The organism is Parazoarcus sp. PS-13 R2A (genome assembly GCF_057621855.1).
In genome coordinates this window covers 88,711-102,508 of the sequence record NZ_JBYEXN010000019.1, presented here as the reverse complement: position 1 = coordinate 102,508, position 13,798 = coordinate 88,711, and the positions used below count along the sequence as shown (strand labels likewise).

7 protein-coding genes are annotated in these 13,798 nt (G+C 59.6%); 4 read left to right on the top strand and 3 right to left on the bottom strand.

Translation table 11 applies throughout. The features are described from left to right. Positions 1 to 455: 455 nt before the first annotated feature. The 3 genes from AC22G6_RS16735 to AC22G6_RS16725 all read left to right on the top strand — a co-directional run bounded on the left by AC22G6_RS16735 (position 456) and on the right by AC22G6_RS16725 (position 6,330). Positions 456 to 3,368, top strand: coding sequence for an AAA family ATPase (locus tag AC22G6_RS16735; RefSeq protein WP_487367707.1), 2,913 nt, complete (start codon positions 456 to 458; stop codon positions 3,366 to 3,368). After that, a complete protein-coding gene (locus AC22G6_RS16730; protein ID WP_487367706.1) occupies positions 3,365 to 4,696 on the top strand; it encodes an McrC family protein in 1,332 nt (443 codons plus the stop codon). Before AC22G6_RS16735 ends, AC22G6_RS16730 begins: the two co-directional genes overlap by 4 nt. 236 nt (positions 4,697 to 4,932) lie before the next feature. Then, positions 4,933 to 6,330: an IS1182 family transposase gene (locus AC22G6_RS16725; RefSeq protein WP_487367705.1), complete on the top strand. Its 1,398-nt coding sequence runs from the start codon at positions 4,933 to 4,935 to the stop codon at positions 6,328 to 6,330. A 451-nt stretch (positions 6,331 to 6,781) separates the two neighbouring features. On the opposite strand, the gene AC22G6_RS16720 is transcribed toward AC22G6_RS16725, so the two are convergent. After that, a complete protein-coding gene (locus AC22G6_RS16720; protein ID WP_487367704.1) occupies positions 6,782 to 7,627 on the bottom strand; it encodes a hypothetical protein in 846 nt (281 codons plus the stop codon). Positions 7,628 to 8,196: 569 nt separating this feature from the next. On the opposite strand from AC22G6_RS16720, the gene AC22G6_RS16715 reads away from it, so the two are divergent. Further along, entirely contained in the window at positions 8,197 to 11,814 is a 3,618-nt protein-coding gene (locus AC22G6_RS16715) for a response regulator (protein WP_487367703.1), read from the top strand. A 179-nt stretch (positions 11,815 to 11,993) separates the two neighbouring features. On the opposite strand, the gene AC22G6_RS16710 is transcribed toward AC22G6_RS16715, so the two are convergent. Both AC22G6_RS16710 and AC22G6_RS16705 read right to left on the bottom strand, forming a co-directional pair. Then, on the bottom strand, positions 11,994 to 12,740 hold the full coding sequence (locus tag AC22G6_RS16710; RefSeq protein WP_487367702.1) for an NAD(P)-dependent oxidoreductase: 747 nt from the start codon (positions 12,738 to 12,740) through the stop codon (positions 11,994 to 11,996). 31 nt (positions 12,741 to 12,771) lie between these two features. Beyond that, positions 12,772 to 13,764: a cyclase family protein gene (locus tag AC22G6_RS16705; protein ID WP_487367701.1), complete on the bottom strand. Its 993-nt coding sequence runs from the start codon at positions 13,762 to 13,764 to the stop codon at positions 12,772 to 12,774. Positions 13,765 to 13,798: the final 34 nt, after the last annotated feature.

The window sequence follows — 13,798 nt, the reverse complement described above, 5'->3', positions numbered from 1 at the left end:
CGGCCGGAGGGGCCGTTGGTTTGTCGCACCAGGAACGACTGCAATGAGACGGTCAGCCGTCATAGCCCAGAAACTCTGGTCGAGTGACCGCTTGGCTCTTCAGGCTACTTCCGGATCCGACCCTCAGCGGTCCTCCACTGTGTCCGAGACTCTATGGCGGGTGACTGAGTGGACCTGCCGTTCGTAACGACTGATCACCGGCAAGCCGTCGGCCAAAGCTGCCCTTGCGGATCATGCCAGACTCAGGCGGCCATGCGCTGGCGAACTGCCGTTCAACTGCCGGTTGAGTGCCAACCAAAAACTGGGCAACCGCCTCATAGCCAACCAAAATGATAACGCCCCACCATTGGCGCCTAGATCATTACCGATTCATAATCGCTACTTCGTTGGGGGATTGGACAAGGCTAGGCGCATGCGAGCCCAGTCCCACGTCCTTAGAATAGAAGAGCAAATAGATGACTCGAACTGTCGCGGACCGCGAAAATCAATGGACGGAATTTCTGAATCGTTGGCCGCTCGAAAACCTGGCCGAAATGACCCTGGCACAGTACACCGAGGCAGGAAACCAAGACTGTTTCGTATATTGGCTAGAAGCAAGGACGGAAATCCTGGGGTCGATATGGGGTGGGTCGGCATTTAAGTTTGGCGTGTATTCCCGGAAGGATACGACGCCCAAATCCAACTTGTCCGACCGCTTATCTGACCGCTCCTATGGCGATGAATACGCTTGGTACACCAAGTACGGCAATTCGCCTGAAGAAGCCTTTGAATCCGTCAAATCGGTCATTCTGACCGTAGCCAATGCTGCGCGAACCGGCAAATTGGCGCTTATTGATGACGCGGACTTCGGCCAGAGTTTTAAATGGAAAATCGCATTTCTGTATCAGGACCGTACATCACTGTGCGTGTTGCCGATCTACAAAACAGAATTTTTGCGTGCCGCTCTTGATAGCTCAGAAAAGCGAGCATCCGTTTTGCATCAGCAACTCCTTGCAAAGCGACCTCCTCGAGATCAACAGACTGGCGACGAAAAGAGCATCTTTGCCTATGTGGATGCAATTTGGCCTGGTATCCAGGCACGCATCAAGACAGAACTCACACCAGAAGTTGCAAAGGACTTCTTCGAGCAATCTGAGCATTTTGCTCAGATCAAACCCGCAACTAAGAAAATGGCGGGATACCAGACTGCCAACGACTTGCAAATAGCACTGGCCCTGGATAACAAAAAGACCACGCTTTATTTAAGCGCCGGAGATTGGCTAACTTTGGTCAAGCATCTACTGCTCGACATCGTTCCTTACGCGCCCGACAAATCACGTAGTAGCAACATCGCTGCGAATGCACCCCTGCTATCCGTTGGACACGCCATCACGAAAGTGGTTGTACCTGACATGGACGCCCTAATAGCCCTTTGTGAGGCGTACGACGACGCCATCGACACCCCGATATCCTCTGCGAATTCGAGCACTATGACATCAATGATCCAGCCTACGCCACCACTGAATCAAATCTTGTATGGGCCACCAGGGACCGGGAAAACCCATTCCACCATCGAGGCATCGCTGGAGGTTTTGGCGCCGGAATTCCTAGCCGAACATGCCGATGATCGCTCCGCACTCAAAGAGCGTTTTGATGAATTGATCGCTGCAGGACATATCCGGTTCGTGACCTTCCACCAAAGTTTCAGCTATGAAGATTTTGTTGAAGGGTTGCGCGCGGAAAATGACGAAAGGGGGCAACTGCGTTACGACGTGGTGGACGGGATTTTCAAAATGCTGTGCGATGCAGCTGCCGCCAAAGTAACCAAGCAAGAAGCATCTCCTATCGACATTTCCGGCCGTAGAGTCTGGAAGATGTCCTTGGGAAATAGCCTAGGTGACGATGCCTACATTTTTGAAGAATGCGTTGAAAATGGCTATGCGTTACTTGGCTACGGGGCACAACAAGACTTTAGCCATTGCACCACCCGGCAGCAGATCCAAGAACGCTTAGCTGCAAATGGGCATCCAGTCGATAGCGATGCCTACGAACTGACAGCAGTGAACACCTTCGTCAACAAAATGGCGATTGGCGACTTGATCGTGGTGACCGAAGGGAATTTGAAGTTTCGAGCGATCGGTGAAATCAGCAGCGATTACCGACTGCTAAACCGCGAAGAGCAAGGGGACACCTACGGTCAGTCCCGAGGGGTTAAGTGGTTACGAGTCTATAAGCCGTCATTACCCCATGATCAGGTGATGAATAACCAATTCAGCCAAATGACGATTTACGAGCTAAAACCCAGTGCCATAGACATGGTGAAGCTGGCGTCGCTCCTGCAAACCCAAGTCTCGTTGGAAACAACAAACTCTGGATCGTCACCCTTTGTCGTTGGGGAACAATTTCGATCAGCCTACGTGGTTGTAAAAGCCACAAGTGACCTACTCGAGCTCAAGAAGCCCAACGAGAAGATCTTGCCGCTCGGCATGAGCCTGCTCGAGACACTGGCGAACTATGTGCGGGAGGGGCGGCTATCCCTCGATGACATCCGTGACAAGCAAGTCTTTGAGAAGGTGCCAGATACGCTGCTCGAGCCCTACTTGGTCAATGGCTACAACAGTATCTTGCCACACTTGGTTGAACGCTTAGTAAAGGGTGATTCCAGCAGTGCTAAGCGAAATTCCACTGAGCGAACTTCTGTCGATGCCAAAGTGTTGATCATCGACGAAATCAACCGTGGCAATGTCTCCAGGATCTTCGGGGAATTGATCACATTGATCGAGCCGTCGAAACGAGCAGGGAATCCTGAGGCACTGGAAGTCATGCTGCCCTACTCAAAGGAACGCTTTTCCGTTCCGGCCAACCTATTCCTGATCGGCACAATGAACACCGCCGATCGTTCACTCGCAGGATTGGACATCGCCCTAAGACGCCGATTCACCTTCCGTGAAATGCCTCCAAGGCCAGAGTTGTTGAGTGACATTGATATTCAGGGACTCAATATTGGCCAGTTGCTGAGAGTCATGAATGAACGAATCGAAGTGCTGCTCGACCGTGATCATTGCTTAGGTCATGCCTATTTCATGCCGCTGATCGACGAACCCACCCTCGAGAAGCTTGCATTAATTTTCAGAGTCACTGTCCTACCCTTGCTGCAGGAGTACTTCTTTGAAGATTGGCAGCGAATTCAATGGGTACTCAACGACCACCGGAAGCCTCAGGCTATCCGTTTCGTTTTCAAGCAAAATCTGAATACTCAGGCCTTGTTTGGGGATGGGGTTAACATCAGCGACCAGGGTGGTATCTGGAAAATCAACGCCCCTGCATTCGGACAGATTGAGTCTTACCTGGGCATCATTTCAGCCCAACAAGGGGATGAGGCCGAGTGACTACTGCGGTTACGGTCCGAGAATATGCGCGGCTTACGACACAAGAGGTGTCGGAGCCCACGCTGGATCGGGCCCATATTTCGGCCTCTGCATTTGATTGGCTCTGCGCGCTTAGTGCAACCTTTAGACGATCAGGTGCATCCCTACTGCAGGTTGAGGGGCGGCAATGGCTGAAACTCGATAACTACGTTGGGGTAATCGAAACCCCTTGCGGGACTCGACTGGAGATCCTGCCTAAGCATACGGATGAAGGAGACTGCGTTTTCCGCAGCCGAGAGCTACTTCGCCGGATGATCTCGACGGCGATGGATCTTCCCGTCCGCGTGGCCCATGAAACCTCCCTCCAACTCTTCGATGCACCCTTGAGTGAATGGGTAATCAGGCAATTTCTAATTGGCCTGGATCATCTGGTCAAACGAGGTGTTCGCTCCGATTACGTTCGCATTGAGGCCAGAGAACGTTACCTACGAGGGCAACTCGATGCGGTGCGCCAGATGCGCCAACCACCAGGGCGTGACCATATTTTTCAGATCCGCCACGACGTTTACGTGCCCGACCGGCCGGAGAATCGCCTACTTAAATCGGCTTTAGAACTGGCCGCCAATCGCACGCTGAACCCCGAGAATTGGCGACTCGCGCAAGAACTGAGAAGTCTGTTTCACGAAGTACCAAACAGTTCCGATTTTGCGTCAGATTTCCGGAAGTGGCGTACAGACCGCTTGATGGCGCACTATCAAGCAATACGCCCCTGGTGTGAGCTAATTCTGTACCGACAGATGCCATTCTCAGTGGTCGGCGAGTGGCATGGAATCAGCATGCTTTTCCCAATGGAAAAGCTCTTCGAGCGATACGTAGCGGCGACTCTACACACGATTCTTCACAGTCAAGCCAATTTAGTCACCCAGGCCTCAAGCCTGTCGTTGTGTGTGCATGAAGACAAGCCAATGTTTCAGTTACAGCCGGACATATTGGTTCAGCAAGGACATGAACGTTGGGTGCTGGACACCAAGTGGAAGCGCATCAATCAACATCTAAAGGCGAAAAACTACGAAATCAGCCAATCCGATTTCTATCAAATGTACGCCTATGGACAGAAATATCTCGGTGGAAAAGGCTCTTTGGCCTTGATATACCCAATGCACGGGAGCTTTTCAAAGGCGCTCCCGGCCTTCCATTTCAACCCAGACCTTTCTTTGTGGGCGATTCCGTTTGACCTCGAAGATCAACGCATCTGCTTTGATCGAACTCATTTTCCCTTTGTAAAACAACCAACGGGGATAGCTTCAGATAGCCATGATGAAAACCTTACGGAACGCGCTAACCAATGAGATTGGCTTGGCTTCAATTGAGGCAGATAAGTATCTAATTGCTGCCCGTTGTAGTTCATCATCTCAACGTCGGCTCAGGTCGAGTCGCGTCCGTAGGCGGTCTGGCAGCTTCCAGAGTGGAGTTGTCTCTCGATCGGCAGGTTGGGAGTAAAGTCGACAGGCCGGTCCTGGCCGAGGCTGTGTAAAATCGCCTTTTATGGCATGATATTGGCATTGTTTTAAGGTGATCGGGTGCCATGAAACGATTCATCGAAGGACAGTGCCGGACGCAGGGCGCGTTGCTACCCGAGAGCCTGGATGACTTTGTCTCCGAGACCAATCCGGTACGGGTAATCGACGTCTTCGTCGATGAACTGGACCTGCGCAAGTTGGGCTTCGCCGGCGTTGATCCGGCGGCCACCGGACGACCCGCCTATCACCCGGGGGCGCTGCTCAAGCTCTACATCTACGGCTATCTGAATCGGATTCAGTCCAGTCGGCGCCTGGAACGCGAGGCGCAGCGCAACCTGGAGTTGATGTGGCTCGTCGGGCGCTTTGCGCCCGACGTCAAGACCATCGCCAACTTCCGCAAAGACAACCCCAAGGGGATCCGCGGGGTCTGTCGCCAGTTCGTCGTACTGTGCAGAGAACTGGGGCTCTTCGCCGCAGCGGTGGTGGCAATCGACGGCAGCAAGTTCAAGGCGGTCAACAACCGCGACCGCAACTTCACCAGCGCCAAGCTCCAACGGTGCATGCAGGAGATCGAATCCAGCATCGAGCGTTACCTCGTCGAGATGGATACCGCCGACCGGCAAGAGCCGGCGGTGGCCCAAGCGAAGAAGGCGCGGATGAAGGCACTCGAGGCGATCGGTGTCCAGCTCGAGAACACGCCCGACAAGCAGATCTCCCTCACGGATCCCGACGCCCGATCCATGAAGACGCGGGGCACGGGCATCGTGGGTTACAACGTGCAGACGGCCGTCGAAACGAAGAACCATCTGACCGTTGCCCATGAGGTGACCAACGACGGTCTGGATCGGGACCAACTGAGCAAGATGGGGAAGCAGGCCCGCAAGGCCATGCGAGTGGACTATCTCACCGCGATTGCCGATCGGGGCTATTACAAGAGTGAGGGAATCCTCGCCTGCCACAAGGCCGGCATCGTGCCCCTGGTTCCGAAAAGCGCGACCTCCAACGCGAAAGCCGACGGACGTTTCGACAAGTCGGACTTCGTGTATGACCGAGAGAACGACGAATACATTTGCCCGGCTGGCGAGCGCCTGATCTGGCGCTTCACCCGCGTTGAGGCCGGACTGACGATGCATCGCTACTGGAGCTCACACTGTCCGGGATGCTCTATCAAGGACCAGTGCACGCCAAGTGACTACCGGCGTGTCAGCCGCTGGGTGCATGAGGAAGAACTCGAGGTGATGCAGGCCCGGCTAGACCAGGCGCCCGACAGCATGCGTATTCGACGCCGAACGGTGGAGCATCCCTTCGGTACTCTCAAAGCATGGATGGGCGCGACGCATTTCCTGACCAAGGGCCTCGAACGCGTCAGAACGGAGATGAGTCTGCACGTCCTCGCGTACAACCTGAAACGGGTGATGAAGTTGATAGGAAATGAGGCATTGATGGTGGCGATGAAGGCCTGAAAGGGCCTTTTCGAAGCTCAATTGAGCTGATTTGCCGCCTGCAAATTCGTTCGCTTCCGCCGCAGTGCGCCGGAACGACCGATTCTTGGCGCATCGGCGGCCGTTTTTGCACAGCCTCGGCCGGATCCGGAAGTAGCCTGAAGTGCCAAGCGGTCACTCGACCAGAATTTCTGGGCTACGACGGCTGACCGTTCCATTGCTGTCGTTCTTGGTGCGATACCCCAACGGCTGCTCCGACCGATCACCAGCCAGTCACCGATGTCCCCCACTGCCGAAGCCCCCCGAAAAGCGATCCATGCGCAGACCGGGGGGCAGACACCTGTAAATTCAGGCAAACGAAAACGCCCCGACGAGATGCCGGGACGATTTCGACTTTATTGGCAAGGAACAGTCCGGTTTTCCTGGTTGTTGAACGAGAAGGTCCAGTCTGAAGCGGAAATTGCCGGACTCTTCATGGATCAGTCGACTCTGACCCCTTCGATTCCGCTTCCTTAGGCTGAGATTGATCATGCAAGGCCTTTTTGATGTCGGTGACCAAAGCTGTTGCACAGTCTTCTGTCAGTCCGCCCGCAAGAATGCCGGCTGCGCTCTTGCCGTCTTCGCGGATCATCACCGTATAGCCGCGTTTCGATTGACGTCGGCCCATATGGCGCCCGGCCATTGAGGCAATCGGTACGCCGTTGGGTCCCGGCATGAGAGGGTCGGGATCCACGACCAGCCCTTCATGTGCGACGTACACGTCCTTCACGGCTTTCAGTTCCATGGTGACGTCACCGCTCTGAACCCCCTTTGGGGAGACCGAGATCCTTGCGGGCTTTCTGTCGCGTGCCCCAGGCAGCACGAAGGTGCAGCCGACACCGATGAACACGAGCGCGACGATGAAAAGCCCCGTAAATCCGCCGGATGATCTTGTGCCTACCAAGAGTGCGTTGAGCAGCAGGAAAGCACCGATGGCGAACAGCGGCAGCGCAGGCATGCGCGCTGCGCGCGCGGGCTGCACATCGAAAAGATAGCCGCCCGTTGCCGGATCGTCGTAGCGCGTGAAGCTGGATGTTGGCGGATTGCGCCATGTGCGCAACACGTTCAGGCCGTGCCACTTCCACAGCGGTACGCTCACCACCGCGCCGACCAGCGCGATCCGAAGCAGCATGCCCATGTTGAGGCTCGGCGATACGAAGAAGAGCGCCACAACAAGCGTGTTGAGCAAGAGAAAGGCGATGCCGAGCCAGATCAGGGCGCGCAGCCACATCGGTCGGTTCCTGCCCAAGGCCTTACTGACAGCTTCGTTTTCTTGCATCACGCCTCCCAAGGGCTCTGACGTTTGACATGAGAGGCTGCGCCCGGCTTTTCCGGCGACGCCCTCTCGATCGGCCTGCTGGACGCCACCGCGACGGCCTTGCCGTATCACGAGGCTCGATTTCAAACAGTTGCTAACGGAAGCCGCCGGCTGGCAGCTTCATTGGAATAAAGACGATTTTGAGCAATTCGTCCAGCATCTCATAAGAATGGGACAGGAAGGAATTCTGAGCACTCGGGGGATGCTTCCCCTACACCGAAGTTTGCCTTCGAGTGCCGGGGGCAAGGGGGGCTGTCGTCCGTCAGGTGAGTATCGCGGCCTGCCAAGCAAGGAGCAGCGCGAGCAATTGACGGTTCTTGCGAACGTCAGCAATTCGTCACGGCACTGTTTGTCAGGCTGACTGGCGAGGTCTCGCGGTGACTTCGGCCTTCCAGCAGGGGGCGACTGTTGTGCAGTTCACTAACGCCATCTATCACCGAAGGCATAATTGGAATCCCTTCCTTGTCGCGGCAGTTTTTGTGCTGGAATGCAGGCTCCTGGCATGAGCTGCCCACGCAGAGAAAAGTGCAATGCCCCTGATTACCCGTAACCGCTTCCTGGCCGAGTGGCTTCTGCTTCTGAGCGGGTTGTTCGTCGTTGGAGCGGTCATCGGGCTGACGCTCTACCGTGACCACACTGCCATCGGCGTCCTTGAGCGTGACCGGCTTGCCACCCAGGCGCGCGTCATCGACAGGAACCTCGGTCGCGCCCTGCTCGTGGTCGATCGCACCCTGACCGGCATCCGCGACGATCTTCCCGGCTGGCAGCAGGAGAGGGACGGCATGGCCCGCGCCAGCCACCGGTTGCGGGCCTTCGCCGATGCCATGCGCAGTGTGCGCACCTTGCTGGTCTTCGATGCCGAGGGCGATGTCGTCGCGGCGAACCGCCCGGCGCTGCTCGGCAAGAACTTCGCTCACCGGCCCTACTTTCAGAGGGCGCAGGCCGACGCCAATCCTGACGTGCTCTACGTCTCGCCGCCCTTCGAGACCGCGCTCGGGGTCTGGGCGATGAACGTGGTGCGCGTGGTTATGACCCCTGACGGAAAGTTTGCGGGCATCGTCTCGGCCACGCTCGACCCGGAGGAGATTCGCTCACAGCTGAGCGCTGTCCTCTACGGGACGGACATGTGGGCGGCCATCGCACACGGCGACGGTCTGCAGGTCATCATGGAGCCGGACCGGCCTGGTCAGTCCGGCAAGAGTCTGGCTCAGCCCGGTTCCTTCTTCTCGCGCCACATGGCGAGCGCGCATCCGGCAGAGGTGCTTGAGGGCGTGGTCGCGGCGACAGGCGAGCTGCGCATGATGGCGCTGCAAACCATCCGGCCGGACGATGTGCCGATGGACCAACCCCTGGTGGTCGCGGTCGGGCGCGACATGGGCGTGCTCTATGGTGCCTGGCGGGGCCAGGCCCGGATGGGCGGCGGCTTGTTCGTCCTGCTTGCCGGCTTGACCGTGCCCGGCCTGGCAATCGCCCAGCGCCGCCGCCGCCGCGTCGAGACGGAAAGGGAGCAGGCCGCCGCTGCCTTGGCGCGCAGCGAGCATTTCATGCGTTCGCTGATCGACATCATTCCCGGCATGGTCGGCTACTGGGATGCCGATCTGCGCTGCGGTTTCGCCAACATCGCCTATCGCGAATGGTTCGGCAGAACGCCGGAGCAGATGCAGGGCATCCACATTCAGGAGCTCATGAACAAAGCCCTGTTCGAGAAGAACGAGCCCTTCATACGGGCGGCGCTGGCTGGCGAGCGCCAGCACTTCGAGCGCACCCTGACCAAGGCTGATGGCAGCACCGGCTACACCTGGGCCCACTACATTCCCGACGTGGTCGACGATCAGGTGCGCGGCTTCTTCGTGCTCGTCAACGACATCACGGACCTCAAGCAGGCACAACTGCAACTGGAGGCCACCAACACCGCCCTCGAAAAGCGCAGCATCGAATCCGAGGCCGCCAGCCGGGCCAAGAGCGCCTTCGTCGCCAACATGAGCCACGAGATCCGCACGCCAATGAACGCGGTGCTCGGCCTGCTGGAACTGCTGCAGCACACCAGGCTGGGCGGGCATCAGCTCGACTACGTGCGCAAGGCCGAAGGTGCGGCGCGTTCCCTGCTCGCCATCCTCAACGACATCCTCGATTTCTCCAAGGTTGAGGCGGGCAGGATGCAGCTGGACGACACCCCTTTCCGCCTCGACGAGCTGCTGCGCAATCTCTCGGTGATGCTCTCCGCTGCGCTGCAGGACAAACCGGTGGAGGTACTGTTTGATATCGCTCCGGAGTTGCCCCGCGCGCTGCGTGGCGACCCGCTGCGTCTGCAGCAGGTGCTGCTCAACCTGGCCGGCAACGCGGTGAAGTTCACCGAGCGTGGCGAGGTCATTGTCAGCCTGCGTCCGGTCGAAACGCGGGCCGGGTCTGCCCGCATCGAGTTTGCCGTCCGCGACACCGGCATTGGCATTGCGGCCGAGCGTCTGCAGGCGGTATTCGAGGGCTTTACTCAGGCGGAAGGTTCGACCACGCGCCACTACGGCGGCACCGGCCTTGGCCTCGCCATCAGCCAGCGCCTGGTGAGCCTCATGGGCGGCGAGCTGCAGGTGGAGAGTACGCCCGGGGCTGGAAGCCGTTTCCATTTCACCCTCGACCTCCTTCGCGACGAGGCGACCGAGCAACTCGTCCAGCGCGAGCTCGACCCCGGGCGCCTGCCCAAACCCCCGCACGTGCTGATTGTCGATGACAACGCAATGGCTCGCCAGGTCCTGGCCAACGCGACGCAGTCCTTTGGCTGGTCTGCCGAGACCGCCGCCAGCGGCGAGGAGGCTGTGGAGCGCGCAGATGCGGCCATCGCCGCCGGGCGGCCGTTCGACATCATCTGTCTGGACTGGCTCATGCCCGGTCTGAACGGCTGGGATACGGCCGAACGCATCCGCGCAATGGAGCACGGTCCGCGCGAGCCCGTGCTGCTGATGGTGACCGCCAAGGGTCGCGAGATGCTCGAGGAACGCATTGCCGGCGTCGATGACAATCCCCTCGACGGTTTTCTGGTCAAGCCGGTCACGCCATCCATGCTCTTCGACGCCATTGCAGTCGCCACCGGCGGCGAATCGGTGACGACCGACCACGACGGCAGCGCACACCTCCTTGGCCGGCCGCTCGCCGGGCTGCGGCTATTGCTGGTCGAGGACAACCCCTTGAACCAGCAGGTCGCGCGGGAACTGCTGGTTCATGCCGGTGCCTGGGTGACGGTGGCGGACGACGGCCGGGCCGCGCTGACCTTGGCGCAATCGGACGAGGCGCTCTTCGATGCCGTGCTGATGGACATCCAGATGCCGGGAATGGACGGTTACGAGGCCACGCGCCGCCTGCGTGCGAGTGGTTTCACGGTGCCGATCATCGCCATGACCGCCAACGTGCTGGCGGCCGACCGCGACGCCTGTCTTGCCGCCGGCATGAACGACCACGTCGGCAAGCCCATCGATTCGCGGGAGCTGGTTGCCACCCTGTTGCGCCAATGTGGACGGGCAGAGGTTGTGGCCCCGGTGGTTCGCCCAGCCGGGCCGCTGCCGGAAAGCCCCGAGGGCTTCGACCTGGGGCCTGCGCTGGCAAGGCTGAATGGCGATCGCAGCTTCTTTGCGCAACTGGCGCGCGACTTTGTTGCCGATCAGGGCAACAGTGCCGACCGCATCGAGCAGGCCTGGGGCGGGGGCGACTTCACGACAGCGACCCGCGAACTGCACACGCTCAAGGGGCAGGCGGCGATGCTGGGCGCCCAGCCGCTGGCGAACCTGGCTGCGGAGCTCGAGTCTGCGGCCAGGTCGGGCGAGGACACAGCCCGTCATGTCGAAAACCTCACCCGGCTGCGCACGCTGATCGACACGAGCGCCGCGTCGCTGCTGACCCTTGCCGAGGCACTTGATCCGCCGCAGGTCGTCGCCGAGCCTGCGCCGGCGGAGCCGGGCTGCGTGGCCGAACTGCTCGACGAACTCGTCCCCCTGCTGGCAGAGAACAATCTGCGTGCGCTCGATGTCTTTGAGGCGTTGAAGCAGGCGACAGGCGGACATGGCGAACGCTTCGCCGAACTGGACCGCGCTGTGCAGCGACTTGATTTTGCCGCTGCGCAGACCCTGGTGGCGAGCCTGCGCCAGCAGGGCACGACATGAGTGCCGTCCAGATCTGCACGCCGCAGCTGCCATCCGGCTGCAACTTGTCCGACACGGCTCTCGGTCAGGCCAGGAGCGCTGGTCGCAACCGGGTCTGATTCAAGTCTGGCGTCCGGCTGCGGGCATCCTGGTGTGCCGGGCTGTCGGGCAGGGGCACACGGTTGATCCGATGGGACGCATCAGGCCTTGCCGGCGCGTGCCGACGGCGTCTGGCAGCCCACGATTGCGGGCGCTTCATGAATGAGTTCATCGTTCTCGAGCGCCGCCACCATGAACAGGGCGAAGTCCACGCGGCGTGTGAGATTGCTTTCGAGGATGGCGTCGCCCACGTGCCGACTCCAGGCCGGCAGGCCCTGGCTCTCTCCTTCTTCGAGGTTGCTTGCGCGGACGACGGTCCACTTCGTCGTGCTGGCGAAGATCCGTCGGCACGCTTCAACCTGGTCGTCCAGCTCCGCCAGCCGGAAGAGGCGGGCGATGGGGCCGGCAATGGCCACCAGCGCTTTCAGTTTCCACGAGTAGCGGTCCTTGCCGTCGCGGCTGATATGCCAGCCGCAGGAGAACACGAGCCGTGCATCCGGGGGGGAATAGTCCATCACCGCCTGGGCGGTGCCCGATGAATACTGCTGGACGCCCCAGGGAACCAGTACGGTGAGCACGCCATCGCAGCCTGCTACCGCTTTCCTGATGACGTCGCGGTCGTTTGTCGCGCCCGGGACGATGGTGATGCGACCCTTGAAGCGGTCGAGCTTGCCGACGCTGCGCTCACGGCAGACACCGACGACCTCATGGCCGCGGTCGAGTGCATGCTGGACCATGTACTGGCCGAGTTTTCCGGATGCGCCTACAACGCAGACCTTCATGATGTTCCCTCCCTGTTCGCCACGGCCCTCGTGCAGATCGGCCGGGCGGGCCGCCCGCGGGGTCATGCCGCGCCCTTGCGGGCGCGTGTGCAGCGCCTCAGCGCAGCGGAATGGCAATCGGCCGCAGAGGCGCGGCGTCCGAGCCCCGAAGCTTGAGTGAGCCGCCGATGAAGGCGAACTCGTAAACGCGATCGCGCGCCAGATCCTCCAGGTAGGCCAATTCTATGATCGGCGTGCCGGTCTGGGCCAGCAGATAGGTGTGGAGTGGCACGTAGTTGCCCTCGATCTCCGAGGGGAAGCTCTCGAAGCTCAGGTTGTCGGCACCGACCACCATGGCACCGCTTTCTTCCACCAGGAAGCGTGCAGCCTCCATTCCCATCCCCGGAGGATTCGCCATGTAGGCCTCGGCATCGTCGTAATGACGCATCCGGCCGGTGCGGATCAGCACGACGTCGCCGGGTTCGAGTCTGGTTTGCTGATGGGCAAGCGCAGCGCGCAGGTCTTCACGCGTGACGCGATAGCCGTCCGGCAGCATGTCCACGTTCCTGGACGCCGCTACGTCGATCAGGACGCCACGAGCGATGATGGGCGGGATCTTCTCGGCGCCCGCCACCGTCCATCCGCGGTCGCCGAGGTGCGTTCTCGCGTCGAAACCATTCCAGATCCGGCCGTCGAGGCCGAAATGACCAAGGGCGTCGATGTGGGTGCCCATGTGCGTATACATCGAGATGGCCGCGCCGGTGTAGCTCACATGTTCATTCATGGCCTGGCCCAGACCGAGCGGGTCGGCGACAACGTTGCCGTGGGGCGTGTGAGTCATCCAGATGCGGTAGTGCGGGTCACCGGCAGCCTGCCAGCTGGGCATGCCGATGTGGTACTCGACGGACAGGTCGTAGCTCTTGCCGCCTGCCAGTCGCGCCAGCACTGCGGCCTGCGAGTCTGCGGTCATCAGGTTGAGGCGGCCGATTTCGTCCTGCGGGCCCCACGGGCTGATGCCCACCTCCTGTGCAGCGTGCGTTGCGGGTGAGCCCGTTGCGAGCGCGAGTCCGAGCAGCATCGCACTCAGGGTGGTTTTCATTTGCGTGTTCATTGAAGATCTCCGTTGTGTTGAAGGTGTCTCAACG

Excerpts from the sequence above, each read along its gene's own strand:
- AC22G6_RS16720 (WP_487367704.1), bottom strand. The coding sequence starts at position 7,627 with ATGCAAGAAAACGAAGCTGTCAGTAAGGCCTTGGGCAGGAACCGACCG.
- AC22G6_RS16735 (WP_487367707.1), top strand. The coding sequence starts at position 456 with ATGACTCGAACTGTCGCGGACCGCGAAAATCAATGGACGGAATTTCTG.
- AC22G6_RS16725 (WP_487367705.1), top strand. The coding sequence starts at position 4,933 with ATGAAACGATTCATCGAAGGACAGTGCCGGACGCAGGGCGCGTTGCTA.
- AC22G6_RS16710 (WP_487367702.1), bottom strand. The coding sequence starts at position 12,740 with ATGACCCCGCGGGCGGCCCGCCCGGCCGATCTGCACGAGGGCCGTGGC.
- AC22G6_RS16715 (WP_487367703.1), top strand. The coding sequence starts at position 8,197 with ATGCCCCTGATTACCCGTAACCGCTTCCTGGCCGAGTGGCTTCTGCTT.
- AC22G6_RS16705 (WP_487367701.1), bottom strand. The coding sequence starts at position 13,764 with ATGAACACGCAAATGAAAACCACCCTGAGTGCGATGCTGCTCGGACTC.